The organism is Allobosea caraganae (genome assembly GCF_003351345.1).
Classification (GTDB): Bacteria; Pseudomonadota; Alphaproteobacteria; order Rhizobiales; family Beijerinckiaceae; genus Allobosea; species Allobosea caraganae.
The window spans coordinates 1-26,498 of sequence record NZ_QQTO01000016.1; the positions used below are offsets into that span (position 1 = coordinate 1).

Genomic DNA, 26,498 nt, shown 5'->3' on the forward strand with positions numbered 1-26,498 from the left:
GCGCCATCCGCTCCCAGGCCGCGTCGTTCAGAACAAGGCGATCCATCACACCCAAGACTGCCTCCCAAAAGCAGTCTTGAATCACAACCCCCGGAAAATGGGAATCCTAAGAGTCCACACCACCTAGCCTGCGCGGGCCGACGACGGAGCTGGAATGGACAAAGCCGGTTTCAAGGTCTTCCCGCTGACGCCTGAGCGCTGGCCCGATCTGGAGGAGCTCTTCGGGCCGAAGGGCGCCTGCTATGGCTGCTGGTGCAACCATTTCCGCATGCCGCAGAAGCAGCGCATGTCTTTGCTCGGCGAGGGCGCGCGGCTGCTGTTCGCGGAGCGCGTGCGCGAGGGGCCACCGCCCGGCGTGCTCGCCTATGACGGCGAAACCTGCATCGGCTGGCTCCAGGTCGGCCCGCGCCGCGACATCCCCGAATGGAACAACCCGCGCCGCGCCTCGACACCGCTGCCGGATGCGCCGGCCGAGGACGCGCGCAACTGGGCTGCGTCATGCTTCTTCGTGCGCCGGCAATGGCAGGGGAAGGGCGTGACGGCGGCCCTGCTCGACGGCGCGGTCGATTTCGCCCGCACCAGCAGCGCGCGCCTGCTGGAAGCGGCGGCGATGGACCACGAGCTCAAGCGCAGCAGCGCGGGCCTTTACGTCGGCCCCGAACGCATCTTCCTGCGCGCGGGGTTCACCGAGGTTGCCCGGCACAAGGAGGGCCGGCCGCTGATGCGGCTGATGCTCTGACCAGTCTATTGCCGGCCGCTATTCCGCGAGGATGAACTCGCGGATCAGGCGAAAGGCGCGCTCGGGTTCGTCCGGGACCACACCATGGCCGCAATCGGGGAAGCGTTCGAAGCGGACGAGTCCATCGGGCAGGCACTCGACCAGGGTCTCGCTGAATGCCATCGGCATGATCGGGTCGCGGTCGCCCGCCAGAACCAGAACCGGACGGGTCACCCGGGCGAGGCCGGCGCGAAAATCCATGCGTCCCTGCTCATTGGCGGGCCCGTTGAACCAGAGCGCGACATCGCTGCGGGCGATCATGCGCGACGGCGCATCAGGCGTGTCGGCGGGCCGCGCCCGGTAGAGTGGCAGGCAATATTTGAAATAGGCGGCGCGGCTCTCGGAGGACGGGCTCGACCAATAGGCTTGCGCGATCGCTCGCGCCTGCGGGCCGCCTATGCGCTCGAAGGCCGCGTAGATCGCCGGGAAGTCGATCTTTGCCGCGGTGCTGGTCAGGATCAGCTTCGCGGCATGGCCGGGGTGGCGGGTGGCATAGGCCTGCGCCACGAAGCCGCCGAAGGATGCGCCATAGATGATCGGCTTCTCGATGCCGAGCGCGTCGCACAGCCCCTTCACGTCGTCGCCCCACTGCGCGAGATTCCAGCTGTCCCGTTCGCCGTCCGAACTCCGCCCGCAGCCGCGGTGATCGAGGTAGACGATCTGCACGACGTCGCTGAGGGCCGAAAAGGCCGGCTTGAAGATGGAATGGTCGGCGCCAGGGCCGCCATGGAGCAGGATCAGCGTCGGCTTGGCGCGCATGGCCGGGCCGTCGGGCACGAGCCCGGCGCCCTCGACATCGAAATAGAGTCTGGTGCCATTGACATGGACGTACATACGGACACGCGCTTGTTCTCGGGACCGGAAGCAGTGTAGCGGCCGGGGCCAGATGGACAATGGCGCGCCGTGCCATCGGCGGCACAACGATAGTCTCGGGAGGTTCTCATGATCCGCATCACGCTTGCCGGCTGCACCGGCTGGGTCGGCAAGGCGCTCGTCGCCGCCATTACGGCCGCGCCCGATCTCGAACTGGTCGCCGGCATCTCGCGCAAGGCGGCGGGGCGCGATCTCGGCGAGGCGGCGGGCCAGCCCACGAACGGGCTGCCGATCTTCGCGACGGTCGCGGAGGCGCTGTTCGTCCCCTCCGACGTGCTGATCGACTACACCAAGCCCGATAGCGTGAAGGCCAACGTGCTGACCGCGGTCGCCGGTGGGCGCCATGTCGTGGTCGGTGCCTCCGGCATGACGGGCGAGGACTATGCCGAGATCGATGCGGCGGCGCGCGAGGCCGGCATCGGCGTTTTGGCGGCCGGCAATTTCTCGATCACCGCGACCCTGCTGCGCCGCTTCGCCCGCGAGGCGGTGAAGTACGTTCCCGATGTCGAGATCATCGACTACGCCTCGGCCTCGAAGCCCGATACGCCGTCAGGCACCGGGCGCGAGCTGGCCGAGACGCTTGGGGCTGAGCGTATGGCCGGAACCTCGAAGCCGGTCTCCGAACTCGGCGGCGCGCGCGAGACGCGCGGCGCGGCAATCGGCGCCCCGCACGCTGTCCAGGTGCATTCCGTGCGCATGCCCGGCTTCGTGCTGTCCTGCGAGGCGGTGTTCGGCCTGCCCGACGAGCGGCTGGTGATTCGCCACGACGCCGGCACCTCCGCCGCTCCCTATGTCGGGGGCACTCTGCTCGCGGCGCGGCGGGTTTCGGAAAGTGTCGGCCTGCGCCGCGGCCTCGACAGCCTGATGGTCTGAGACCGCCCGAAATTGCCTGGAAACGAGGGTTTTCCGCAGGATTCGTAACCGGCTAACTTGCTGATTTCGATCGTTTTCTGACGCAACGTTAACCCCACGTTCGCTCGCATCTGCGAAAGCAGCGGCGCGTTTGGATTTGGCGGTGAGTGCGATGCGGAAACTGGGGCTGACAGCGAAGATCACGATGTTGTTCGCGCTGTTGGGCATCGCCGCGGGCATCGGTCTCTACAGCGCCGTGAAGGGGCTCGATTTGGTCCATGAGATCGACAAGGAGGCCTTTGCCGGGCTCGCCTTGTCGAACCGGGCGACGCTGCTCTCGAACCGCGTCGCCCAGACCTCGCTGCTCAGCCGCTTCGACGACGCGGCCACTCCGCGTGCCATCGAGGCGGCGCTCGATGCGCTCGACGGCTCGATCGAGCTGGTCGATGCGGCCCGCGCCAGCTTCATCTCGTCGCTGCCCGAGGATTTCCGGGCGGAGAACCAGACGCTCGACCCGATCATCAGGACCTTCATCGCCTTCCAGCGCGACATCGTCGCGATGGGCCGCAACGTCTCGCCCAAGGCGGCGCTGATCGAGGCCTCCGCCGACGCCGCGCGCGAGAACGTGCGCCAGATCCTGACGATCACGACCAAGCTGACCGATGGGCTCGACCGGCGCGCGCAGCTCAGCGCCGCCCATGCCAGCGAGCTCGAGCGCTCGGTGCGCTGGAAGGTGATCATCACAGCGATCAGCCTGCCTTTGGCTGGCGCAATGCTGGCGATCTACCTGCTGCGCACGCATCTGACCCGGCCGCTGCGCGAGCTGATGGTCACGATCGCCGCCGCGACCTCGTCGAGCGCCGTGATCGAGGTGCCGCATGTTCGCCGCAAGGACGAGATCGGCCAGCTCGCCCGCACCGTGCGCACTTTGAGCGAGGTCCGCGCCACCCTCGTCACCCGCGAGGCCGAGGCCGACCTCGCGCAACTGCACCAGGGCGAGCGCACGCAGGAGCTCGGCCGCATCGCCGACGAGTTCGAGGGCAGGCTCGGCGTGCTGCTGCGCGACATTGCCGAAGTCAGCGAGATCCTGCGCGCCGCGCTGCAGGATTCCGCGGTGCGCGCCCAGCAGGTCTCGCAGAGCACGGCGACGGCGGCCTCCGCCGTCACCGGCGCCGGCGACGAGGCGCAGCGCATCACCGACGCCGCGCTGCGGCTCGAATACGTCATCCAGCAGATCAACACCGAGGTCCGACGCGTCTCTGAGACCGCGACCGCCGCCTCGCAGGAGGCCGCCGGCACGTCTGGCCTCGTGCGCCGGCTCACCGAGAACGCGAGCCAGATCCGCGACGTCGTCGAGATCATCGAGGCGATCGCGCGCCAGACCAACCTGCTGGCGCTGAACGCGACGATCGAGGCGGCGCGCGCCGGCGTGCATGGCCGCGGCTTCGCGGTGGTCGCCAGCGAGGTCAAGGCGCTGGCGGGCCAGACCGCGGAGGCGACGGCGCAGATCGTCAAGCGCATCAGCAACGTCAACGAGGCGCTGTCGCATGCGGCGCAGGCCGTCTCGGCGATCGTGTCGAGCGTCGGCGCGGTCGAGCAGACCAGCACCGAAATCTCGACCATGGTGGCCTCGCATTCCGAGCTGCTCGGCTCGCTTGGCGATACGGTCGGGCGCATCTCGCATGTCACCGGCACGGCGGCGGGCGCGATGGCCGAGATCGCCAAGGCCAACGTCCAGGGCGTCGCCCAGGCCGATATGGGCGCGATGGGCGCCCGCGACCTCGACGAGCGCATCGCCGCCCTGCAGGGCGAGGCGGTCGAGTTCGTGAGAAGGCTGCGCGCGGCGTGACAGCGCTTCGAGCAGGCGCGCCCTCCCTTCTCCCCCTGCGGGAGAAGGTGCCCGGAAGGGGCGGATGAGGGGTCGCGCTGCGCTATCCGGATGTCGAAGATGCCACGCGCGATGTTGCAATCGTCGCGCGACCCCTCATCCGTCAGCGCTTCGCGCTGCCACCTTCTCCCGCAGGGGGAGAAGGGAAGGACGCGCTTGTTCAGGCTTGCGTCGGAGGCCCGACTCGCGCCCATTGGCGGGCATGCCAACCTGCCCCACATCCCGCCCGAATTGCTTGTGCCCATGAGCAACTGGTCGCCGCAACAGGATGCCGCGCTGAGCGCCGTCGCGCGCTGGCTCCAGGGCGGCCATCCGCAGGTCTTCCGGTTGTTCGGCTATGCCGGCACCGGCAAGACCACGCTCGCGCGCCATATCGCCGAGGGCGTCGATGGCGACGTCGTCTTCGCCGCCTATACCGGCAAGGCGGCGCTGGTGCTGCGCAACAAGGGCTGCGACGGCGCGCAGACGATCCATTCGCTGATCTACCGCTCGCGCGGCGTCGAGGAGGAGAGCCCGACCTTCGTCATCAACCGCGAGAGCAACGCCGCCAAGGCCAGCCTGATCATCATCGACGAATGCTCGATGGTCGACGAGGACCTCGGCAAGGACCTGCTCTCCTTCAATACGCCGGTGCTGGTGCTGGGCGACCCGGCGCAGCTGCCGCCGGTCAAGGGCGGTGGCTTCTTCACCGAGGCCGAGCCCGACGTGATGCTGACCGAGGTGCACCGGCAGGCGGCGGACAACCCGATCGTGCGGATGTCGATGATCGTGCGCGAGGGCGGGCGCCTCGATGTCGGCGAGTACGGCGAGAGCCGGGTGATCCGGCGCGATGCGATCAACTCCGAGATCGTGCTCGGCGCCGACCAGGTGCTGGTCGGCATGAACAAGACACGGCGGCTCTACAATGCCCGCATCCGCCAGCTGATGGGCCGCACCGAGACGGTTCCGGTCGCGGGCGAGAAGCTGGTCTGCCTGCGCAACGACAAGAGCAAGGGCCTGCTCAACGGCGGCTCCTGGATCGTGCAGGAGCTGAAGACCTCGAAGAAGGGCCTCGTCACCATGCGGGTGACGCCGGAGGACGAGGCAGGCGGCAAGCCGGTCAAGGTCTCGGTGCTGCCGAACTTCTTCGATGGCACCGAGGAAGAGGTGCCGTGGGAGCTGCGCAAGCATACCGACGAGTTCACTTTCGGCTACGCGCTGACAGTCCACAAGTCGCAGGGCTCGCAGTGGGACGACATCGTGCTGTTCGACGAGGCCTTCGCCTTCCGCGAGCACCGGGCGCGCTGGCTCTATACCGGGCTGACAAGGGCGGCGGAGACGATCACGGTGGTGGTGTAGCCGCGAGACCGTTTCGGGATTCCAGAGACGTTCAAGTCCGGCTATCATCTGATTCTGGCGTGGCCCGCGCCTCCTCCCTCCAACCGGGAAAGCACTGCGCAGGGCGAGAGAAACGTCGAACCGACTGTTCGAGCACGATGCATGAGGAGGGATTGCAGCAGCCGCTCGCACCAGGAGGTTCTGCATGAAACTGTCTCAACCCGTCGATTATTTGAAGCGCAAGGCCCGGCTGTTGTCGCGGCAGGAGCGGATTCCGCTGCACGCGGCCCTCGACCGCATCGCGGCCGAGGAGGGGTTCCGAAGCTGGGGCTTGCTCATGGCGAGGGCGCCGTCGATTGCGGGCGAACTGTATTCGCGCCTGGAAACGGGGGATCTGGTTCTGCTGGGAGCGCGGCCGGGATTGGGCAAGACCCTGATGGGTCTCAAGCTCGCGGTCGAGGCCGTCAGGTCCGGCCGGCGCAGCGTCTTCTTCACGCTCGAATATGCCGAGAAGGACGTGCTGGGCCGTCTCCGCGCCATTGGCATCGACAGGCGGCAGCTTGGCGCCTCGTTCGACTACGATTGCTCGGATGCGATCAATGCCGACTACATCGCGACTACGCTGGCAGCGGCGCCGGGCGGTACGCTTGCGGTGATCGACTATCTGCAACTGCTCGATCAAAGGCGCGAGAATCCCGACCTGAACAGCCAGGTTCAGGTCTTGAAGGCATTCGCGCAGCGCCAGGGCGTCGTGCTGGTCTTCCTGTCGCAGATCGATCGGCGGTTCGAAGCGTTGGGGAAGGAGCTTCCCGACCTGAGCGACATCCGCCTGCCGAACGCGCTCGATCTGTCCCTGTTCAGCAAGGCGTGCTTCATGAACGGGGCCGAGTACAGCTTCCAGGCGCTGCAGTAGAGCTTGCTCTGAATGGTCAGAATCAAGCGCCGTCATCCCGGCCGGAGCGCAGCGTAGCGCCGGGATCCATCGTAGAGCGCAGTTCCCTACGATGGATCCCGGAGCGGCGCCGCTTCGCGGCTTGTCCGGGATGACGCGGAGAGGTTCCCGCACTGTTCCAGCCGGCCGGTCGTCAAAGCGCCTGCGAGGTCGTTCCCTTGGCGATGACCGGGCCGGTCGGGCGGCCGGTGGGCGAGCCGGTGGCCGGCTCCAGCGTGATCTCGAAGAGCTGGTTTGCGCCGAGCGGCAGCTGGTCGAGCCTGAGCGCGGTGGCGCGGGGGCGCTCGATCAGGCCGACCGAGCGCGGGCCGACCGCGCGGTCCCACAGCGTCCAGATCTCCAGCGCCTTGCCCTCGGGCACCGCGATGGCTTGCAGCGGCAGCATCTCGACGCGCCCGTCGCGGAAGGTGTTGACCACGGCGGCCGCGACATTGGTCTCGGTCAGCAGCACCGCGACCATGACCGGCTGGCGCCGGGCGCGGTCGAGCGCGCCGACGAGGCTGGCCGCGAGCAGCAGCGTCGCCAGCGCGCCGGCGAGCGCTGCGCCGCGCCAAACGAACAGGCTGTTCCACCAGTCGGAGAAGCGCGAGCCGGACGAGGGGATCGGCGGGACAGGGGCCGTCGTGGCCGCGGGCCGCGCGGCCAGCGGCGTGATCGCGGCGAGTTCTGTCTCGATCCGCCGCCAGAGCTCGGGCGAGGGCGGGATTGCCGGCGCGGTCGCATCGATCGCGGCGAAGTGCTGGCGCCAGCGCTCGACGGAGGCGGCGAGTTCGGCATCCGCTTCAAGGCGGCGTTCGAAAGCGGCGAGGTCGGCGCCTTCGAGCAGGCCGAGCACGTATTCGCCGGCCAGCGCGTCGCGTTCGCTCGGAGTGAGCGGCATGTCGGGGGAGGGGCTCATCCCAGGCACTCCTTCAGTGCGAGCAGCGAGCGCCTGATCCAGGATTTCACCGTGCCGATCGGCAGCTTGAGCCGGCCCGCGATCTCGCCATGGGTCAGGCCCTGGACGAAGGCGAGCAGCACGATGCCGCGCCGCTGCTCCGGCAGTTGCTCCAGGCAGGCGCGCAGGGCCTTGGCGTCCGACAGCTTCGACATCACCGTCTCGGGATCGTCCTCTTCGCTCGCCGTCTGTTCGGCGACAGGGGTATCGCTCGTCTCCGTCCGCTTCTCGTCGCGCAGGATCGAGAGCGCCCGGTTGCGCAGGATGGCGTAGATCCAGGTCAGGCCGCTGCCGCGCTCGGGGTCGAAGCGGGCGGCATGGCGCCAGATCAGCACGAAGGCGTCCTGCACCGCCTCCTCGGCCAGCGCCCGCCGCTTGAGCAGGCGCTGCGCCACACCGAGCATACGCGCCGACTCGGCCTCGTAGATGCGCTTCAACGCAAGTTTATCGCCCGAGGCGCAGGCGCGCAGCGCGGCTTCGATCTCGGTCGCCTGCTTTGGCAGCGTGGCGCTCGTCGCCATCCCGTCCCCCTGCTCGGCGCCTCCTGCGAGTGCGCTGGTGCGAGTCTACGCGCCGGAACGCGCCGTGGATGCAGTCCGATCTTTTATTTCTTCAAACGCATCCGCACCAGCGCTCCGGCCTTATCCGCAACGGGCAGCACGCCAGTCACAGGCGGCGACCGGCCCAAGAGAATTGCGATCCAACTGGAGGATACCCTCATGCAGACCGCTCGCATCACGCGCCTTGCGCTCATCGCCTCGACGATCCTCGGCGCATCCTTCGCCGCCACGCTCGCAGCCCCGGCCGGGACGCTGGTCGCTTTGACCGGCGACGACACGCTCACCATGATCGACACCGCCACGCAGAAGGCGGGCAAGTCGATCAAGGTCACCGGCATCAGCGGCAAGATCGCCGGCATCGACGTCCGTCCCGCCGACGGCATGCTCTACGCGCTCGCCGGCGACGGCACGATCTACACGGTCGATCACGCCAGCGGCAAAGCCACGATGAAGTCGAAGATGGACACGGTGCTTAGCCCCGGCACGATGGCGACGGTCGACTTCAACCCGGCCGCCGATCGGCTGCGCGTCATCGGCGCCGATGGCACGAACCTGCGCGTCAATGTCGAGGACGGCAAGACCACCGTCGACGGCAAGCTCAAGTTCGCCGAGACCGACATGCACAAGGGCGAGGCGCCGATGGTCGTCGCCGGCGCCTACTCGAACTCGGTCAAGGGCACCAAGGAGACGGCGCTCTACGACATCGACGGCAAGATTGGCGGGCTGCTGAAGCAGGCGCCGCCGAATGACGGCGTGCTGGGCGCGATCGGCAAGCTCGGCGTGACGCCGAAGGCTGCGGCCTTCGACATCGAGGCCGGCGCTGACGGCTCGAATACCGGCTGGCTGCTGGCCGATGGCACCCTGCACAAGGTCGACCTCGCCACCGGCAAGGCCTCGTTGGTCGGGAAGGTCAGCGGGCTCGCCGCACCGGCGCGCGACATCGCGGCGCTGCCGGCGATGTGAGTTCGCCTGACCTGACCGGCTGGCCGAGGGAGCCGCCGCCTTCCGAGAGGCGGCGGCTCTTTCGTTGGCTCAGGCCCAGGCGCGCTGCGAGAGCTTCTTCTCGTAGGCGTCGATCGCCGGGGCCTTCTCCATGGTCAGGCCGATATCGTCGAGGCCGTTGAGCAGGCAATGCTTGCGGAACGGGTCGAGGTCGAACTTCACCGTGCCGCCGTCGGGGCCCTTGATCTCCTGCTTTTCGAGATCGACGGTCAGCGTCGCGTTCGAGCCGCGTTCGGCGTCGTCGAAGAGCTTTTCCAGGTCTTCCGGCGAGACGACGATCGGCAGAATGCCGTTCTTGAAGCAGTTATTGTAGAAGATGTCGGCGAAGCTGGTGGAGATCACGCAGCGGATGCCGAAATCGAGCAGGGCCCAGGGCGCGTGCTCACGCGACGAGCCGCAGCCGAAATTGTCGCCGGCGACCAGGATCTCCGACTTGCGATAGGCCGGCTGGTTCAGCACGAAATCGGGGTTCTCCGTGCCGTCCTCCTTGTAGCGCATCTCGGAGAACAGGGCGGTGCCGAGCCCGGTGCGCTTGATCGTCTTGAGGTACTGCTTGGGGATGATCATGTCGGTGTCGACATTGATCACCTTCAGCGGGGCGGGGGTGGAGGTCAGCGTGGTGAAGGGCTGCATGGCGAGGACTCCAACAGGTCTTTCTGGTCAGGAGAGCGTGGCGTGGCGGGCGGCGAGGCTCATAGCTGCGCCGTCAGGAGCTTGAAGCTGGCGAAGCCGAAGAAGGCGGCAAGGCAGGCCTCCGCCCGGCGGCGAATCTTGCGGTAGCCGGCGACCATGGCGGCGGTCGAGAACAGAACGGCGTAGCCCTGGTTGAGCACCAGCGAGATCAGCATGCAGCCGATGACGATGGCGTAGACGACGACCGCGGGCGTCTCCGCGCGCAGGCCGAGCGCGATGATCGCGGTCCAGCTCAGGATCGCCTTGGGATTGGTGAGGTGCATGAGGAAGCCGCGCAGATAGGCTTGGCGCCCGGGCACAGCGGCCTTCGGCGGTGGCATGTCCACCCGCATGGCCGAACGCGCCGAACGCCAGGCCAGGAAGAGCAGGTAGAGGCCGCCGACGATCTTGATGGCGTAGAGCGCGCCGGGATGGGCCACGATCAGAGCGGAGACGCCGATGGCGGCCAGAATGCCCCAGGTCAGGGAACCCGTCGTGACGCCGAGCGCAAGGATGAGCCCGGCGCGCCTGCCATGTTCCATCGATGTCGCCATGACGGCGAGGTTGCTCGGGCCGGGGCTGGCCACGGCCACGAAGAAGGCCGAGTAGACCAGGGCCAGATCGGGCCAATGGCGGATCAGATCGTCGATCATCGTCTAGCGCTCCGCTGAGGCTTCGATCGCCTCCATGTCCTCGTCCGAGAAGCCGAAATGGTGGCCGATCTCGTGGACCAGGACATGGGTGACGATGGCGCCCAGGCTCTCGTCGTTCTCCGCCCAGTAGTCGAGGATGGGGCGGCGGTAGAGGTGGATCGTATTCGGCATCTGCCCGGTCTGCGGGGCGTAGCCCTGCTGGGGCAGGCCGACGCCGCTGAACAGGCCGAGGATGTTGAACGGGCTCTCCGCCTCGAGCTCCTTGACCACGTCATCCTCGGGGAACTCGGTGACGTTGATGACGAGGTCGGAGCAGAGCGCGCGGAACTCGTCCGGCAGGTTGTCGAAGGCGGTCTGAGCCAGCAGCTCGAACTCCGCGGTGGAGGGAGCTTTCAGCTCGCTCCAGCCGACGGAGGACGAGGCGTCGGCATGGGCCGAGGCGCTGGCGGAGGCGGAGATCGACGGCACGGTTCCCATCACCAAATCTTGAGCTGATGCCCCAGCCACCAGGCCAGCACGACGACGCCAATGAGCGAGAGGGAGCGGCCGATGCGCCGGCCCCAGAGCTCGATCTTGTCGCCCTCGGGCGCGTCCGTGGCGGAGAAATGCTCCGATGCGCGGGCCATGGAGGAGCCGAACACGCCCTCCTGGTCGCGCTTGACGCGGTCGAGCGTGGCCTTGGCCTCGGCGGCGCGGGCGGCTTCGCGGGGGTCGGATGTCATGCCTTGCCTCCCGCTACGGCATCGGGCCGGATATCGTATCCGATCCGATGCCGTAGCCCTTTGATTGAGCATCGGCTTTTCCGAAAACCGCATGCCACTTTTCGGGCCGATGCCAAAGGGCTTCTCAGCCCAGCTGCCTCACATCGACGAAATGGCCGACCAGCGCTGCCGCCGCCGCCATTTGCGGCGAGACCAGGTGGGTCCGGCCCTTATAGCCCTGCCGGCCCTCGAAATTGCGGTTCGAGGTCGAGGCGGCGCGCTGGCCGGGCTTGAGCTGGTCGGGGTTCATGCCCAGGCACATCGAGCAGCCCGGCTCGCGCCATTCGAAGCCGGCGGCCAGGAAGATCTTGTCGAGCCCTTCCTCCTCCGCCTGCTGCTTCACCAGGCCGGAGCCGGGCACGATCATGGCGTAGTCGAGCGATCCCGCGATGGTCTTGCCCTCGACGATCCTGGCGACGGCGCGGAGGTCCTCGATGCGGCCATTGGTGCAGGAGCCGATCCAGATCACGTCGAGCGGGATCTCGGTCATCTTGGTGCCGGGCTTCAGGCCCATGTAGTCGAGCGCGCGCCATTTCGAGGAGCGCTTGGTCTCGTCGGCGATGTCGTCCGGGTTGGGCACGGCGCCCGCGACCGAGATCACGTCCTCGGGGCTGGTGCCCCAGGAGACGATCGGCGGCAGGTTGGCGGCGTCGAGCCTGACGATGCGGTCGTAATGCGCGCCCTCGTCGGTGCGCAGCGTCTCCCAGTAGCGCACGGCCTGCTCCCAGGCGTCGCCCTTGGGCGCCTTCGGCCGGCCCTTGAGATAGGCGTAGGACTTCTCGTCGGGGGCGACCATGCCGGCCCGCGCTCCGCCCTCGATCGACATGTTGCAGACCGTCATGCGGCCTTCCATCGAGAGGCCCCGAATGCCCTCGCCGGCATATTCGATCACCGAGCCGGTGCCACCGGCGGTGCCGATCTCGCCGATGATGGCGAGCGTGATGTCCTTGGCGGTGACGCCCTTGGCCGGGGTGCCGTCGACCTGGACGAGCATGTTCTTGGCCTTCTTCTGGATCAGCGTCTGGGTGGCGAGCACGTGCTCGACCTCCGAGGTGCCGATGCCGTGGGCCAGCGCCCCGAAGGCGCCATGGGTCGAGGTGTGGCTGTCGCCGCAGACGATCGTGGTGCCGGGCAGGGTGAAGCCCTGCTCGGGGCCGACGATGTGGACGATGCCCTGGCGGATATCGAGCTCGTTGAAATACTCGACGCCGAAATCCTTGGCGTTCCTGGCGAGCGCCTCGACCTGGATGCGGCTCTCTTCCTCGGCGATGCCGGCCTTGCGGTCGGTCGTCGGGATGTTGTGGTCGACGACTGCCAGCGTCTTCTCGGGAGCGCGGACCTTGCGGCCGGTCAGGCGCAAGCCCTCGAAAGCCTGCGGGCTGGTGACCTCGTGGACGAGGTGGCGGTCGATATAGAGCAGGCAGGTGCCGTCAGCCTGCTGGTCGACGATGTGGTCGGCGAAGATCTTGTCGTAGAGCGTGCGGGGGGCGGTGGACGACGTCATGTCGATGAGCCTCGGTCTTGGAATTCTTCGATCTTGGAATTCTGGTGCCGGCTCGAGCCGGCGGAGCGCTTCGCAAACGGCCTGTCGCCGGCCGAAGGGCCGGTCTCAGGCGCGCGTAAGGCCTGCTACGGCAGAGGTCGTGAAGCGGCCGAAGAAGCGCCAGGGCAGGCGGGCATGGTCATGCAGCGCCGCAAAGCCCTGCGTGGTCGGGATGCGGCGCAGGTTCGCCTCGCGCCTCACGGCGCGGCGGCTGCCATCCTCAATCTGCACGCATGGATTCATGCAAAGGCTTCTATCAGTTCCAAACTGGCTCGGCAACGAAGGCGCAGGGCTTCATGCGCCGCGTAACTATATGGGCCGCCAAGCGTCTGCTGCACAGGGGGAGGGCCGGAGCGCCTCCGTCATCCCGGACGGAGCGCAGCGGAGCTCCGGGATCCATCGTAGGGCTCTGGCACATTCCGTCATGCTCGCCCTTGTGGCGAGCATCCACGTCTCGAACGCCGCCCGCGGCAGGCGAAGACGTGGATGGTCGGGACAAGCCCGACCATGACGGCGAGGGTGATAGCGGGCGATCGCCAAAGAAAAACGCGGCCCCGAGGGACCGCGTTGGAAATTCGTTCAGCGCTGGCTGAAATCTTACTTGGCGCCCTTGGCCGGACGGGCCTCGACGCGCTCGGCGATGCGGGCCGACTTGCCGCGGCGATCGCGCAGGTAATACAGCTTGGCGCGGCGGACCTTGCCCTTGCGCACGACCTTGATGGAATCGATGTTCGGCGAGTAGAGCGGGAAGACGCGCTCGACGCCCTCGCCATAGGAGATCTTGCGGACGGTGAAGGCCTCGTTCAGGCCGCCGCCATTGCGCGCGATGCAGACGCCCTCATAGGCCTGGACGCGGCTGCGCTCGCCTTCCTTGACCTTGACGTTGACCTGCACGGTGTCGCCCGGCTGGAAGTGCGGGATCTCTTTGCCTTCGCTGAGCTTGGCAATCTGCTCTTTGTCGAGCTGCTCGATGATGTTCATGGGTCTCTCCATGGCCGTGTTCGCGCGGAAGCGCGGGCTTTCGGCTCGCTGTTTTCAGTTGAGGCCGTGCCCATACAGGAGGGCGGGGCGTTTGTCGAGCGGGCAGGAGACGAGCGGGCAGGAGAGCAGTTCCGCGACGACCTGGACGGCTGACCGTCCAGGCGTGCGCAGGGCTAGTTCTGCCACCTGTCTTCGAAAGCAAGCGCAGCCGAGTAGAGCAGGGAGCCTGCGGCATCCCGGACACTCACTCTGAACAAGCGGCTTTCGCTGTCGGGAAGCTCATCGCCCGCCATATCGCGAAGCGTGCGCACGGCCATCTGGCGCGCGGTCGCCACGTCCGGGAGGTTGTAGCCATCCCGGTCCCGGGCCACCAGGTCGCCGTTGTGTGTGTCGATGAAAAAAAGCGGCATGGCTTCCCAACCCAAGGCAGAACGTAATGTTCCTGCCCAGCATCGGTTTCGCGAGATGAGTCATCTCTGAGAGGCTTGCGCCGGCTCGAATAACACGCTGGCATGCAGACCGTATTGTGAAGCGTTACTACCGGACAGCGCCATGCACCAGGACATACCAAAAACTGCCCTCGTCACCGGCGCCGCTCGCGGCATCGGGCTCGCGACCGCCAAGCGCTTCCTCGCCGAGAACTGGCGGGTCGCGCTGCTCGACGTCGACGCGGTGACGCTGGCGCAGGCGATGGCCGAGCTCGATGCGCCTGAGGTCACGATGGCGCTGGTCTGCGACGTTGCCGACCCCGCCGCTGTCGCTGCGGCCTTCGCTGCGGCGGCGGAGCGTTTCGGGCGGCTCGATGCGTTGGTCAACAATGCCGGCACCGCGGTGTTCAAGCCGTTGCTGGAAACCACTTATGACGAATGGCAGCGCGTGCTGGCGGTCAACCTGACCGGGCCGTTCCTGTGCACGCAGGCCGCCGCGCCGCTGATGGCCGATGGCGGCGGTGGCGCCATCGTCAACATCACCTCGATTTCAGGCTTGCGCGCCTCGACGCTGCGGGTCGCCTACGGCACCAGCAAGGCCGGCCTCGCGCATCTGACCAAGCAGCAGGCGGCCGAGCTTGCCTCGCTCGGCATCAGGGTCAACGCGGTCGCGCCCGGCCCGGTCGACACCGCCATGGCCAAGGCGGTGCACAGCCCGGAGATCCGGGCCGACTACCACGACGCGATCCCGCTCAACCGCTACGGGCTGGAGGAGGAGCTGGCCGAGGCCATCTTCTTCCTGTGCAGCGAGAAGGCGAGCTACATCACCGGCCAGGTGCTTGCCGTCGATGGCGGGTTCGATGCGGTCGGGATCGGATTGACGACGCTGCGCGGCGAGAGGCGGAACCGGTAGCCAGACGCAATTTTCAAAGAGAGCAGGCCAGGCGGGAGAGGTTGGCGGTTTGGGGGGGCGACCCCCGCAACATTCCGCTTGCGCCCCGCCTTCAACGGCGCGAACCTCTCCCCAGCTACCCCTCTATCGACGGCCGCCCGACCCAAGTCGGGCCTGAGCGACCGCCGCCTTCCCGGCGTGGGCGCTCGATCATCGCTGCCGCCGGGCATCCGCCGTGCCGGACACAGCGCCCGCTGCTCTTCGTCCGCCATGGCCCATAACCCAAGGAGGACGACATGGCTGCACAGTCAGGCAATGGAGGTTCCACCAACGGCAATAGAGCGTCGGGGCCGCGATGCATCGCGATCGTCGGCCCCTTCCAGAGCGGCAAGACGAGCCTGCTCGAAAGCATCATGGAGCGCTGCGGCGCACTCACTCGTGCCGGCTCGGTCAAGACCGGCAACAGCATCGGCGACGCCAGTGCCGAGGCCCGCGCTCATCAGATGAGCACGGAGCCGAACGTGGCCACCGTGGACTTCCTCGGCGAGCGCTTCAGCTTCATCGACTGCCCCGGCTCGGTCGAGTTCCTGCACGAGATGCGGCACATCCTGCCTGCCGTCGATGCCGCGGTCGTGGTCTGCGAGGCGGATGACCGCAAGGCGCCGGCGCTCGAACTCGTGCTGCGCGAACTCGAAGAAGCCGACATCCCGCGCTTCCTCTTCCTCAACAAGGTCGACACCGCGTCGCGCCGCGTGCGCGAGACGCTCGGCATCCTGCAGCGGGCCTCGCGCACGCCCTTGCTGCTCCGGCAGATCCCGATCTGGCAGAAGGGCATCGCCGTCGGCTTCATCGACCTCGCGCTGGAGCGGGCCTTCATCTACCGCGAGCATGCGCCGAGCGAGATCGTGCCGCTCGGCAGCGACGAAGTCGGCCGCGAGAAGGAGGCGCGCTTCTCGATGCTGGAGAAGCTCGCCGACTATGACGACGCCCTCATGGAGGACCTGCTCGGGGATATCGAGCCGCCGCGCGACCTCGTCTTCGACGACCTCGCCCGCGAGCTGAGGGAGCGCCATGTCGTGCCGGTGCTGATCGGCGCGGCCGAGCGCGGCAATGGCGTCACCCGCCTGCTCAAGGCGCTGCGCCACGAGGCGCCGAGCCTGGCGGAGACGCGCGGGCGCATCGGCGTGGTCGAGGGCGGCGGGCCGTTGGCGCAGGTGATGAAGACCTGGCATTCCGGCCAGGGCGGCAAGGTCTCGCTCGTCCGAGTGCTGCGCGGCCAGCTGTCGGAAGGGGATATCGTGACCTCGTCCGGCGGCGTCGAGACGCGCATCGCCGGCGTGCTGGAGCTGAAGGGCGCGGAGCAGAGCCGCAAGCCCTCGGCCGGGGAGGGCGAGGTCGTCGCCCTGGCGCGGCTGGAGGGCGTGCGCACCGGCGACGCGCTCGCCGCCGGCAAGGCGCGGCCCGGCATCGTCAACTCGGTCGCCCCGCCGGAGCCGGTGCATGCGCTCGGCATCGGCGTCCGGGATCGCAAGGACGATGTCCGCCTGACCGCGGCGCTCAACCGCATCGCCGAGGAGGACCCGGCCTTGTCGGTGGCGCACCTACCTGAGTTCGGCGAGATGCGCCTGTCCGGCCAGGGCGAGATGCATCTGCGCGTGACGATGGAGCGGCTCTCCGGCCGCTATGGCGTCGCGGTGGAGTGCCGTCCGCCCGAGGTCGGCTATCGCGAGACGATCCGCGGCAAGGCGGGCGCGCGCGGCCGCCATCGCAAGCAGAGCGGTGGCCACGGCCAATATGGCGATGTCGTGCTGGAGGTGGCGCCGCTGGAGCGCGGCGAGGGCATCCGCTTCGTCGACAAGATCGCCGGCGGCGTCGTGCCGAAGCAGTACATTTCGTCGGTGGAGGCGGGCGTGCGCGACTTCTGCCAGAACGGCCCGCTCGGTTTCCCCCTGGTCGATCTCGAGGTGACCCTGACCGACGGCTCCTACCACACGGTCGATTCGTCCGACATGGCGTTCAGGCAGGCGGCGCGCATCGCGATGGTGGAGGCGATCCCGCAGGCGAAGCCCGTGCTGCTCGAGCCGATCCTGGCGGTCGAGGTGGTGATTCCGTCGGACGCGATGTCGAAGGCCTCGGCCATCGTCTCGGCCAGGCGCGGCCAGATCCTGGGTTATGACGCGCGGCCGGGCTGGCGCGGCTGGGACCAGATCAACGCGCTGATGCCGGAGGCCGAAATGGCCGGGCTGATCGTCGAATTGCGCTCGGCGACGTCGGGCGTCGGCTCGTTCAGCGCGCGCTTCGACCACCTTGCCGAGCTTGCCGGCAAATCGGCCGACGCCGTGGTGGCGGCGCATGCCCTGGCGCACGGGCGCTAGCTCTTTAATTTTGCATCGGCTTTTTCCGAAAACCGCATGCCACTTTTCGGGCCGATGCTTTTGCCTCTCGACTTGCAGTGCGAACAGTTCATATCTAAACTTTCTCCCTGCCGGAGCGGCGGGCGCTTGCGCCCGCCGCTTTCGTCTCGCACTGTAACAGTCACAACAAGGCAGCAACGTCCGCAGACAAGGGCGAAATGCCGGCCAAGGGAGGGAATGATGACCGCGACGAGTGCCGCGCAGGTGAAGCCTGAGATGCGTCCCTGGCTGGCCCATTATCCGCCGGCCGTGCCGCCCGTGATCGACGAGGCCAAGGTCGGCACGCTCGCCGACCTGATCCGCAGCGCCTGCGAGACCTATGCGGAGCGCCCTGCCTTCGAGAGCTTCGGCAAGTCGATCACCTTCGCCGAGACCGGCCGCGCCGCGCAGGCCTTCGCCGCCTGGCTGCAGGGCCGCGGCTTCAAGAAGGGCGACCGCATCGCCCTGATGATGCCGAACATCCTGGCCTATCCGGCGACGATCTTCGGGGCGCTGATCGGCGGCTTCACCGTGGTCAACGTCAACCCGCTCTACACCGCCCGCGAATTGACCCACCAGATCAACGATGCCGGCGCGTGCGCGCTGGTGGTGATCGAGAACTTCGCCCATGTCGTCGAGGAGGCGCTGCCCAACCTCAAGCTCGACGCGATCGTGGTCGCGACCGCCGGCGACCTGATGGGGTTCAAGGGCACGATCGTCAATTTCGTCGCCCGCAAGATCAAGAAGGTGGTGAAGCCCTACAACCTGCCGGGCTCGGTCGCGCTGAAGAGCATCCTCGCCCAGGCCGCCCCGATGCAGCCGGTCACCGTGCTGCCGCAGGACGTCGCCTTCCTGCAATATACCGGCGGCACCACCGGCGTCGCCAAGGGCGCGACGCTGACGCATCACAACGTCGCCTCCAATGTCGAGCAATCGGCGCTCTGGCTGGGATGGGGGCTGGAGCCGCCGCAGGGCCGCAGCGACTACCAGCACGTCATGGTCACGGCGCTGCCGCTCTACCATATCTTCGCGCTGACCTGCTGCTGCATGTTCATGCTGCGCATCGGCGCCAAGGGCCTGCTGATCGCCAATCCGCGCGACATCGCCGGCTTCGTCAAGATCCTGAAGACGAGCCGGATCACGCTCTTCTCCGGCGTCAACACGCTCTACAACGCGCTCGCCAACCATCCCGAGATCGGCTCGGTCGACTTCTCGGAGCTGCGCTTCGCGGTGGCCGGCGGCATGGCGACGCAAGCCGCCGTCGCCAAGCACTGGAAGGAGGTCACCGGCCGGCCGATCGTCGAGGGCTACGGCCTGTCGGAGACCTCGCCGGTCGCCTCCGCCAACCGCCCGGATATCGCCGAGTTCACCGGCACGATCGGCTTCCCGCTGCCCTCGACCGATTTCGCCATCCGCGACGCCGAGGGCAACGACGTGCCGATGGGCGAGGCCGGCGAGATCTGCATCCGGGGGCCGCAGGTGATGGTCGGCTACTGGCAGCGGCCGGACGAGACCGCCAAGGTGATGACGGCGGACGGGTTCTTCCGCTCCGGCGATGTCGGCGTGATGCTGCCGGACGGGCAGATCAAGATCGTCGACCGGATGAAGGACATGGTCCTGGTCTCCGGCTTCAACGTCTATCCCAACGAGGTCGAGGACGTGCTCGCGAGCCATCCCGGCGTGCTCGAGGCGGCGGTGATCGGCCTGCCGGACGAGCATTCGGGCGAGGCGGTGACGGCCTTCGTGGTCAAGAAGGACCAGTCGCTCACGGCCGAGGAACTGCGCGCCTTCTGCAAGGAGAACTTGACCGGCTACAAGGTGCCCAAGCACATCGTCTTCCGCGAGGCCCTGCCGAAGACCAATGTCGGCAAGGTGCTGCGCCGGGCGCTGCGCGAGGAGGCCACGACGAAGCGCTGACATTGGGAACCACAGCCCTCGGGACGAGGGCTGTGGTTCCCGCCGGCTGCCGGGTTGCCCGGTTCCATGGCTGCGGCTAGCTTCTGCGGCCAATCCCGGAACAAGGTGGCCGTTTGCCCCGTCGTCTCATCGAATTGCCGCTGCTGCGCCGCCTCAAGCCCGGCCTCTACGTCCATGACGAGGAGGCGCTCAACGCCGAGCCCGAGGTCGGCCTGCTCGACCAGCCGATCACGCCGGTCGACGCCTTCTTCATCCGCAACAACGGCGCCCTGCCGGAGATCGACCATTCGCGGGACTGGACGCTGACGCTCGACGGCGAGGTTGAGCGTCCCCGCGCCTGGACGGTCGAGGCGCTGCGCGAGCGCTTCGAGACGGTGACCATCGCCGCCGTGCTGGAATGCGCCGGCAATGGCCGCTCGCTGTTCTCGCCGCCGACCGACGGGCTGCAATGGCGGCTCGGCGCGGTCGGCTGCGCGCGCTGGACCGGCGTGCGGCTCAAGGATCTGCTGGAGCATGCCGGCGCGAGGCCGGGCGCGGTCTATACGGCGCATCACAGCCCGGATCGGCTGATCAGGGACGAGACCAGGCCGGCGCTCTCGCGCGGCTTGCCGATCGCGAAGGCGCTGAGCGAGGAGACGCTCGTCGCCTTCGCCATGAACGGCGAACCACTGCCGCCCCTGCATGGCGGGCCGCTGCGCATCGTCGCGCCGGGCTTTCCCGGCTCGGCCTGGCAGAAATGGCTGAGCGGCATCACGATCCGCCCGGTCGAGCATGACGGCGAGAAGATGTGCGGCACCGACTACCGCATGCCGGTCAGGCCGGTGCTCCCGGGCGAGCCGATCGACAAGAGCCTGTTCGAGGTCATCACCGACATGCCGGTCAAGGCGCTGGTGACGGCGCCTGTCGAGGGGTTCTCGGTCGAGGTCGGCGGCGCGGTCGAGATTCGCGGCTTCGCCTGGAGCGGGACGGTGCCGGTCGCGGGCGTCAGCCTCTCCAGCGATGGTGGCGCGAGTTGGCGCGAGGCTGCGCTGGAGCCGGGCGAGGGGCCTTTCGCCTGGCGCCGTTTCCGCGCGCGCTTCGTTGCCGAACAGGCCGGGCCGGTGACGATCATCGCCCAGGCCCGCGACGAGGCTGGTAACGTCCAGCCGCTGCACGAGGCGCAGTGGAACCCGCGCGGCTATTGCAACAACCAGGCGCAGCGGGTGAGGGGCACGGCGCGGTGATGCGCTATTCCGGCGCCCTGATGCTCGCGCGCAGCGCGCGAAACAGCGGCAGGACCTTCTCAATCTCGTCCTTCGTCGTGACGCAGACGAGGCTGGTGCGGCCCTTCTGCGTATCCAGCAGCGCGCTGTAGATCACGCTCGTGCCCGCGCCTGGCCCGATATTGGCCACGGCCGTGAGCTCGATGCCGGCATGTCCCTGCTGCCTGAAGATGGTGAAAGGGCTGATCGTACCCATGCGCTCGAATGCAGTCCGCTGACGGGCGAGCCAGTCCGGATCGGAGAACTGCCTGTCGAGCTCTTCCCGGGTGAAAATCGAGCCCGGCGGGGGCTTGATGAAATAGGCGCCGCAGAGCCTGCCATCGACATTGCCGCTCTTCGGTTCGCCCGTGGTGCTGTCGATATCGATGATCGCGGCGTAGAGGCGGCGCTCGGCCTCGTCCATGGCATGGGCGCTGGCGGCAAAGGGCGGCGGCGGATCGATGACGGCGAGCCCGGTCGCGGGGTCGGTGTAGGACTGGGCCTGGCTTGCCGTGGCGCAGAAGGCGAAGGCGATGCTGGCGAAGGCGGTTCTGACGGCTTTGGTCTGGATCATGTGCCCCGCATGAGGCCGATCGGGACCGCAACAACAGTACGGTGCGGTTGTGTTTCTGCAACAATGCAGTTGTTGGGGCGGCGCAGCCCGGCTCAGGCCGCCATCAGCGCCTTGTCGTCGCAGGCCATCGCCGTGACCGGCAGGATCGCGCCCGGCGCGATGTCGCGGCTGAAGCGCAGCAGGGTGAAGTCCTCGGCGCGGCCGGTGTTGCCGCGCTCGGTCAGCACGCTCAGCGGCCGGCCGATGCGGGCCTGTAAATGCCGGGCATGCGCCTGGCGCGCGGCCTCGCGCAGGCGGGCGGCGCGCTCGCCGACGATCTCGCCCGCAAGCTGCGGCATGCGCGCTGCCGGCGTGCCGGGCCTGGACGAATAGGGGAAGACGTGGACGAAGCTCAGACCGCATGCCTCGATGAGCGAGAGCGAGCGGGAGAACATGTCCTCGTCCTCGGTCGGGAAGCCGGCGATGAGGTCGGCGCCGTAGACCATGTCGGGCCGTAGAGCTTGAATCTCGGCGCAGAAGCGGATCGCGTCCTCGCGGCTGTGCCGGCGCTTCATACGCTTCAGGATGAGGTCGTCGCCGGCTTGGAGCGAGAGGTGCAGGTGCGGCATCAGCCGCTTCTCGCCCGCGATCAGTTCGCGCAGCTCACCGTCGACCTCGACGGCGTCGATCGAGGAGAGGCGCAGGCGCGGCAACTCCGGCAGCTCGCGCAGGATCGTATGCACCAGCCGGCCGAGCAGCGGCTGGCCGGGCAGGTCGCGGCCATAGCTGGTCAGGTCGACACCGGTCAGGACGATCTCGCGGGTGCCGGCCTCGACCAGCCGGCGACATTGGGCAACGACGTCCGCAACTGCGAGCGAGCGCGAATTGCCGCGGCCGAAGGGGATGATGCAGAAGGTGCAGCGATGGTCGCAGCCGTTCTGGACCTGGACGAAGCCGCGCGTGTGGGCGGTGAAGCTGGCGGGCGCCAACGTGCCGAGGGCGGTCTCGCGCATGATGTCGCCGACGGCGAGCTTGTCTTCGGGCAAAGCCGAGGCGACCCGCAGGCTGTTGGAGCCGGCAAGCGTGGCCCATGTCTCAGCCCGCATCTTCTCGGCATTGCCGAGCACGCGCGCCGTCTGCGGCATCGCGGCGAAGCCGGCGGGCTCGATCTGCGCGGCGCAGCCGGTGACCACGACCGGCCGCCCGGGCTGCTCGCGTTTCAGGCGGCGGATGGCCTGGCGGGCCTGCCGGGCGGCTTCGGAGGTAACGGCGCAGGTGTTGACGATGGCGAGGTCGCCGAGGCCGGCGGCCTCGGCCTGGGCCTTGATCGCCTCGCTCTCGACAATGTTGAGGCGGCAGCCGAAGGTGAGAACCTCCAGCGCCATCAGGCGGCGCTCTCGAACAGGGCGGGCGCCAGCGTGCCCTCCCATTCGAATTCGACCGGGCCAGTCATCAGGACATGGCCGTCGCTCTCGCGCCATTCGATGGTGAGGTCGCCGCCGGGCAGGCTGACGGTCGCCTTGCGATCCGACAATTCCCGCCGCACGGCGGCCACGAGCGCGGCGCAGGCGCCGGAGCCGCAGGCCTGCGTGATGCCGGCGCCGCGTTCCCAGACGCGCAGCACGATATGATCGGGCGCCTTCACCGCGGCGAGCTCGATATTGGCGCGGTCGGGGAAGATCGGGTGGTTCTCCAGCAGCGGGCCGATCTGCTCGAGGTTGAAGGCATAGGGGTCGTCGACGAAGAAGACCGCGTGGGGGTTGCCCATGTTGACGGCGCAGGGCGTGTGCAGGATCGGATCGTCGATCGGGCCGATCTGCAGCTCGAAGCGGCTGGTGTCGTGGAACGGGTCGGCGAGCGGGATCTCGTCCCAGGCGAGCCTGGGCTCGCCCATGTCGACGGTGAAGACGATCTCGGAGTTTCTGATGGCCGGCAGCAGCCCGGCCTTGGTCTCCAGCAGCAGCTCGCGCCGGCCGGGCGCGCCGCTTTGCGGATCGGCCATCATCGCCCAGGCGACGCAGCGCGTGCCGTTGCCGCAGGCGCCGGCCTCGGAGCCGTCGACATTGTAGATGCTGACGAAGGCGTCGGTGCCGGGCGTGCGGGCGTCGTGCAGGACCATGAGCTGGTCGAAGCGGGCGCGCGGCTCCGAGGCGATGGCGCGGGCCTCCGCTTCGCCGACTTTCAGCTTCGTTCCGCGCAGGTCGAGCACGGTGATCTGGTTGCCGAGCCCGTTCATCTTCAGGAACCGGCGATGCGCCAATGCGTTCATTCGGTCACACGTCCAACAAAGAGCGGGTATATGGGCGAGCCGACGCGAAAAAGCCACCCTTCGGACCGTTCCTGAGCGCAGTTGGACATTCTATGCTGCGCCGCGAAGGTGCGAATCAATTTTCTGTCGGAGCCATGGTGATGCGGCGTTCCAAGCTTGCTTTTGCAGCTCTGGCATTTCTTGGTGGGGCGAGCGCTGTCGTCATGGCGCAGACGCGCGTCGCGCCGCCGATTGCCGTCGATTCCGCGCCGCTGGCACCCCCTCCGGGCGCGACTCCGGCTCAGGCCCAGCCGGCTCCCGACCCCGTGCCCTCGCCGCAGCCCGTCCAACCCGCGCCCGCGCCGCAGGCGCCGTTGACGCCGCAGCCGGTGCAGCCCGCGCCGGTGCCGCAAGTGCCGCTGGAACCGCAGCCGGTCCAGCCGCCGCCGGCCTTGCCGGCCCCGACGCAGCCGCAGCTCCTGCCGGCGCCTCCGGTCGCGCCGCAGCAACAGACCGGCGCGCCCAATGCCAACGCCACCCTTGCCGGCAAGCCGGGCGATCCGAGCGATGTCGACGAAGTCCAGCTGATTGCCAAGCCGGCGCTGATGCTGTCGGGCCAATCGAGCTGGGACCAGGGCTTCCAGCGCCTGTCGGAGAGCATGAAGACCCTGCGCCAGGAGGCGGCGAAGGCGGGGCTGGCGGTTGCCGGCCGGCCGCTGACGCTGTTCGTCGAGACCGACGATAACGGCTTCCGCTTCGAGGCGATGCTGCCGGTCGAGCGCGCGCCGGATGCGGCCACGCCGCTCGGCAACGGCGTCAAGGCGGGAGCGACGCCGGCCGGGCAGGCGCTGCGCTTCGTCCACACCGCGCCCTATGACGACATCGACTCGACCTATGAGACGATCACCGCCTATCTCGAAGCCAAGAGCATCGTGGTGAAGGACGCCTTCCTCGAGGAGTATGTCAGCGATCTCAACGATCCGCTCGACCCGAACCTCGAGATCAACGTCTACGTGCAGCCGAAATAGGGCGAGCCTCTTTCCGTCATTGCGCACGTAGCGAAGCAATCCAGGGCGGCCGCGCTCTATGTCCCCCTGGATTGCTTCGCTACGCTCGCAATGACGGCGTTGCGTCGGGAGCCAGCCTTCATACCTCCCAGCTCAACCCCGGCTGCATCGGCCTGAAGCGCTCCGCCGGCAGCCCCGCTTCTGCCAGCGCCAGCTTCAGCGCCTCGGGCGGGCGCTCGATGCCCTCGTCGGTGAGCTGGAACGTGCCCCAGTGGTGGCCGAGCGCAGCTTCGGCCCGCAGGGCGAGCATCACCTTCACCGCCTCTTCCGGGTTCATGTGGTTGTCGCCCATGAACCAGCGCGGCTCATAGGCGCCGATCGGCAGCACCGCCAGCCGGAACGGGCCGTGCTCGGCGCCGAGCCGCTCGTAGAGCGAGCCGTCATGGTAGCCGCTGTCGCCGATATGGAAGAGCTTCGCCGCCGGCGTCTCGATGACGAAGGACGTCCAAAGCGCCATGCGCCGGTCGAGCGCGCCGCGGGCCGACCAGTGGTAGGTCGGCACCAGCGTGATCGCGACATCGTCCGAAAGCGCGACGCGGTCGCTCCAGTCATGGGCCTCGGCCCGGATCGCCGGGTTGCGGGCGCGGATGATCGTGTCGTTGCCGAGCGGCATGATCATGCGCGGCTGGTCGCGCCGGTGCAGCGCCTCGAGCGTGGCGAGGTCGAGATGGTCGTAGTGGTTATGCGTGACCAGCACGACGTCGATCTTGGGCAGGTCCTCAAAAGCGACGCCCGGCGCGTTCACCCGCCTGGGGCCGATGAAGCTGAAGGGGCTGGCGCGCTCGGCATAGACCGGGTCGACCAGCACGTTCAGCCCGGCCATCTGGTAGAGGAACGAGGCGTGGCCGAGATGGACGATGCGCAGGCCTTCGACGCGCTCGGGCGGCTTGTCCTGCGGCGGAGCGGGGTAGTGCTTCGGGAAGGCCTCGCGCTCGCGTTTCGAGGTCTGCCAGCGCAGGACATCGCGCAGGCCCTTGGTCACCGGCCTGCCGTCGCTGAAGAGCAACCCGTCGAAATGGTCGCTGACCGGCCCCTGGTAATAGGGGTTGCGCGAGCGCGCGAAGGCGGCAAAGGCCGCGCCCGTCGAGCCGATGAGCGCGGTGATGCCGAGGAGCGAGAGCAGCTTGCGTCGATTCATGGCAGGAGAGGTGGGGCGGATCGGCTGAAGGTCAAGCGCCGATCCTCTCCCGGATCGCGCGCCGCGTCAGGCCGACCTCACGGCGTCTTGAACCGCCGCGAGGCGCAGGCTCAATTGCTGCCCGAGCGCACGGCGACGGTCGCAATGCCGGCGCCGATCAGTAAGGTGCCGCCGGCCTTGTTGAACAGGCCGATGGCGCGCTCGTTGCTGACCAGCGAGCGGGCGCGCGAGGCGATCAGCGCGTAGCCGAAAGCGTTGGCGAAGGCGAGCGTGATGAAGGTCGCCTCGAAGATCAGCATCTGCGTCCAGAAATCGGCCTTGGCGTCGAGGAACTGCGGCAGGAAGGTCACGAAGAAGGTGATGCTCTTCGGGTTCAGCGCCGTCACCAGCCAGGCATGGCCGAGCATCTTCACGGCCGAGGCGCGGTCCGTGCGCGGCTGCGCGTCGAGGCTGCCGCCGGCGCGGAAGAGCTTGACGCCGAGCCAGATCAGATAGGCGGCGCCGACCCATTTCAGCGCGGTGAAGACCGTGGCCGAGGCCGCCAGCAGCGCGCCCACGCCGAGCATGGCGAGCGTCATCGCCGTGAAGTCGCCGAGCGCGACGCCGATCGCGACCGGGAGCGCCGTGCGCCAGCCCTGGCCGAGCGCATAGGAGATCACCAGCAGGATGGTCGGGCCGGGAATGACGAGCAGGATCGCGGTGGCGGCGGCGAAAGTGGCCCAGGTTTCGAAGGTCATGGTGTCGGCTCCAATGATGGGCGGAGCAATCCCCAGCCGCAAGCGCTTGTAAAGAGCCTGAAGCCGGGTATCAGCGAGCCAGGTATCAGCAAGCTAGGCATAGGCGCCTGGGAGG

27 protein-coding genes are annotated in these 26,498 nt (G+C 68.1%); 11 read left to right on the forward strand and 16 right to left on the reverse strand.

Annotated elements, in window-relative coordinates; genetic code table 11:
• The first annotated feature begins 154 nt into the window (after positions 1-154).
• Positions 155-739, forward strand: a complete 585-nt coding sequence (locus DWF00_RS07030; RefSeq protein WP_114831427.1) for a GNAT family N-acetyltransferase — start codon at positions 155-157, stop codon at positions 737-739.
• 18 nt (positions 740-757) lie between these two features.
• Here DWF00_RS07030 and DWF00_RS07035 read toward each other — a convergent pair whose 3' ends face one another.
• Positions 758-1,612: an alpha/beta fold hydrolase gene (locus DWF00_RS07035; RefSeq protein WP_114831428.1), complete on the reverse strand. Its 855-nt coding sequence runs from the start codon at positions 1,610-1,612 to the stop codon at positions 758-760.
• Positions 1,613-1,720: 108 nt separating this feature from the next.
• Between DWF00_RS07035 and dapB the strand changes: the two genes are divergently transcribed.
• The 4 genes from dapB to DWF00_RS07055 all read left to right on the forward strand — a co-directional run bounded on the left by dapB (position 1,721) and on the right by DWF00_RS07055 (position 6,621).
• Positions 1,721-2,524, forward strand: a complete 804-nt coding sequence (dapB, locus tag DWF00_RS07040; RefSeq protein WP_114831429.1) for a 4-hydroxy-tetrahydrodipicolinate reductase — start codon at positions 1,721-1,723, stop codon at positions 2,522-2,524.
• A 184-nt stretch (positions 2,525-2,708) separates the two neighbouring features.
• A complete protein-coding gene (locus tag DWF00_RS07045) occupies positions 2,709-4,352 on the forward strand; it encodes a methyl-accepting chemotaxis protein (RefSeq protein WP_181832808.1) in 1,644 nt (547 codons plus the stop codon).
• A gap of 282 nt (positions 4,353-4,634) precedes the next feature.
• A complete protein-coding gene (locus DWF00_RS07050; protein ID WP_114831431.1) occupies positions 4,635-5,729 on the forward strand; it encodes an ATP-dependent DNA helicase in 1,095 nt (364 codons plus the stop codon).
• 184 nt (positions 5,730-5,913) lie between these two features.
• Entirely contained in the window at positions 5,914-6,621 is a 708-nt protein-coding gene (locus DWF00_RS07055) for a DNA helicase (RefSeq protein WP_114831432.1), read from the forward strand.
• Positions 6,622-6,793: 172 nt separating this feature from the next.
• On the opposite strand, the gene DWF00_RS07060 is transcribed toward DWF00_RS07055, so the two are convergent.
• Positions 6,794-7,558, reverse strand: coding sequence for an anti-sigma factor (locus DWF00_RS07060; RefSeq protein ID WP_245973780.1), 765 nt, complete (start codon positions 7,556-7,558; stop codon positions 6,794-6,796).
• Entirely contained in the window at positions 7,555-8,118 is a 564-nt protein-coding gene (locus DWF00_RS07065) for a sigma-70 family RNA polymerase sigma factor (RefSeq protein WP_114831434.1), read from the reverse strand. Before DWF00_RS07065 ends, DWF00_RS07060 begins: the two co-directional genes overlap by 4 nt.
• A gap of 198 nt (positions 8,119-8,316) precedes the next feature.
• Here DWF00_RS07065 and DWF00_RS07070 point away from each other — a divergent pair, with 198 nt between their 5' ends.
• Complete coding sequence (locus DWF00_RS07070; RefSeq protein WP_114831435.1) at positions 8,317-9,120, forward strand: DUF4394 domain-containing protein; 804 nt, start codon at positions 8,317-8,319, stop codon at positions 9,118-9,120.
• Between the two features lie 69 nt (positions 9,121-9,189).
• Here DWF00_RS07070 and leuD read toward each other — a convergent pair whose 3' ends face one another.
• The 8 genes from leuD to DWF00_RS07105 all read right to left on the reverse strand — a co-directional run bounded on the left by leuD (position 9,190) and on the right by DWF00_RS07105 (position 14,179).
• Positions 9,190-9,792 carry a 3-isopropylmalate dehydratase small subunit gene (gene leuD / locus DWF00_RS07075; RefSeq protein ID WP_114831436.1) on the reverse strand — a complete coding sequence of 201 codons (603 nt, stop codon included), beginning with the start codon at positions 9,790-9,792 and terminating at the stop codon, positions 9,190-9,192.
• Between the two features lie 59 nt (positions 9,793-9,851).
• A complete protein-coding gene (locus tag DWF00_RS07080) occupies positions 9,852-10,484 on the reverse strand; it encodes a LysE family translocator (protein ID WP_114831437.1) in 633 nt (210 codons plus the stop codon).
• 3 nt (positions 10,485-10,487) lie between these two features.
• Positions 10,488-10,961 (reverse strand): metallopeptidase family protein, encoded by a 474-nt coding sequence (locus DWF00_RS07085; protein WP_114831438.1) that lies wholly within the window; start codon positions 10,959-10,961, stop codon positions 10,488-10,490.
• Entirely contained in the window at positions 10,961-11,206 is a 246-nt protein-coding gene (locus DWF00_RS07090; RefSeq protein ID WP_114831439.1) for a hypothetical protein, read from the reverse strand. The genes DWF00_RS07085 and DWF00_RS07090 overlap by 1 nt, the downstream gene beginning before the upstream one ends.
• A 124-nt stretch (positions 11,207-11,330) precedes the next feature.
• Positions 11,331-12,749 carry a 3-isopropylmalate dehydratase large subunit gene (leuC, locus tag DWF00_RS07095; RefSeq protein ID WP_114831440.1) on the reverse strand — a complete coding sequence of 473 codons (1,419 nt, stop codon included), beginning with the start codon at positions 12,747-12,749 and terminating at the stop codon, positions 11,331-11,333.
• Between the two features lie 105 nt (positions 12,750-12,854).
• Positions 12,855-13,019: a hypothetical protein gene (locus tag DWF00_RS29360; RefSeq protein WP_181832817.1), complete on the reverse strand. Its 165-nt coding sequence runs from the start codon at positions 13,017-13,019 to the stop codon at positions 12,855-12,857.
• Positions 13,020-13,385: 366 nt separating this feature from the next.
• On the reverse strand, positions 13,386-13,769 hold the full coding sequence (rplS, locus tag DWF00_RS07100) for a 50S ribosomal protein L19 (RefSeq protein WP_114831441.1): 384 nt from the start codon (positions 13,767-13,769) through the stop codon (positions 13,386-13,388).
• A gap of 173 nt (positions 13,770-13,942) precedes the next feature.
• Positions 13,943-14,179: a DUF6894 family protein gene (locus tag DWF00_RS07105; protein WP_114831442.1), complete on the reverse strand. Its 237-nt coding sequence runs from the start codon at positions 14,177-14,179 to the stop codon at positions 13,943-13,945.
• 142 nt (positions 14,180-14,321) lie between these two features.
• On the opposite strand from DWF00_RS07105, the gene DWF00_RS07110 reads away from it, so the two are divergent.
• The 4 genes from DWF00_RS07110 (at position 14,322) to DWF00_RS07125 (ending at position 20,622) form a co-directional block, all read left to right on the forward strand.
• On the forward strand, positions 14,322-15,110 hold the full coding sequence (locus DWF00_RS07110; protein ID WP_114831443.1) for an SDR family NAD(P)-dependent oxidoreductase: 789 nt from the start codon (positions 14,322-14,324) through the stop codon (positions 15,108-15,110).
• A 275-nt stretch (positions 15,111-15,385) separates the two neighbouring features.
• Positions 15,386-17,464 carry an elongation factor G gene (locus tag DWF00_RS07115; protein WP_114831444.1) on the forward strand — a complete coding sequence of 693 codons (2,079 nt, stop codon included), beginning with the start codon at positions 15,386-15,388 and terminating at the stop codon, positions 17,462-17,464.
• A gap of 219 nt (positions 17,465-17,683) precedes the next feature.
• Positions 17,684-19,399, forward strand: a complete 1,716-nt coding sequence (locus DWF00_RS07120) for an AMP-binding protein (protein ID WP_114831543.1) — start codon at positions 17,684-17,686, stop codon at positions 19,397-19,399.
• A 113-nt stretch (positions 19,400-19,512) separates the two neighbouring features.
• Complete coding sequence (locus DWF00_RS07125; RefSeq protein ID WP_114831445.1) at positions 19,513-20,622, forward strand: sulfite oxidase; 1,110 nt, start codon at positions 19,513-19,515, stop codon at positions 20,620-20,622.
• A 4-nt stretch (positions 20,623-20,626) separates the two neighbouring features.
• Here the strand turns inward: DWF00_RS07125 and DWF00_RS07130 are convergent, their stop codons facing one another.
• The 3 genes from DWF00_RS07130 to dapF all read right to left on the reverse strand — a co-directional run bounded on the left by DWF00_RS07130 (position 20,627) and on the right by dapF (position 23,462).
• Positions 20,627-21,214 (reverse strand): hypothetical protein, encoded by a 588-nt coding sequence (locus DWF00_RS07130; RefSeq protein WP_114831446.1) that lies wholly within the window; start codon positions 21,212-21,214, stop codon positions 20,627-20,629.
• A gap of 92 nt (positions 21,215-21,306) precedes the next feature.
• Positions 21,307-22,578, reverse strand: a complete 1,272-nt coding sequence (gene mtaB, locus DWF00_RS07135) for a tRNA (N(6)-L-threonylcarbamoyladenosine(37)-C(2))-methylthiotransferase MtaB (protein WP_114831447.1) — start codon at positions 22,576-22,578, stop codon at positions 21,307-21,309.
• The gene (gene dapF / locus DWF00_RS07140) at positions 22,578-23,462 is read right to left on the reverse strand and encodes a diaminopimelate epimerase (protein WP_114831448.1); all 885 of its coding nucleotides are present in this window, start codon (positions 23,460-23,462) and stop codon (positions 22,578-22,580) included. The genes mtaB and dapF overlap by 1 nt, the downstream gene beginning before the upstream one ends.
• Before the next feature lie 203 nt (positions 23,463-23,665).
• Here dapF and DWF00_RS07145 point away from each other — a divergent pair, with 203 nt between their 5' ends.
• Positions 23,666-24,469, forward strand: a complete 804-nt coding sequence (locus tag DWF00_RS07145; RefSeq protein ID WP_114831449.1) for a GyrI-like domain-containing protein — start codon at positions 23,666-23,668, stop codon at positions 24,467-24,469.
• Between the two features lie 118 nt (positions 24,470-24,587).
• On the opposite strand, the gene DWF00_RS07150 is transcribed toward DWF00_RS07145, so the two are convergent.
• Both DWF00_RS07150 and DWF00_RS07155 read right to left on the reverse strand, forming a co-directional pair.
• Positions 24,588-25,646 carry an MBL fold metallo-hydrolase gene (locus DWF00_RS07150; RefSeq protein WP_114831450.1) on the reverse strand — a complete coding sequence of 353 codons (1,059 nt, stop codon included), beginning with the start codon at positions 25,644-25,646 and terminating at the stop codon, positions 24,588-24,590.
• A gap of 110 nt (positions 25,647-25,756) precedes the next feature.
• Positions 25,757-26,383 (reverse strand): LysE family translocator, encoded by a 627-nt coding sequence (locus tag DWF00_RS07155; RefSeq protein ID WP_114831451.1) that lies wholly within the window; start codon positions 26,381-26,383, stop codon positions 25,757-25,759.
• Between the last annotated feature and the right edge of the window lie 115 nt (positions 26,384-26,498).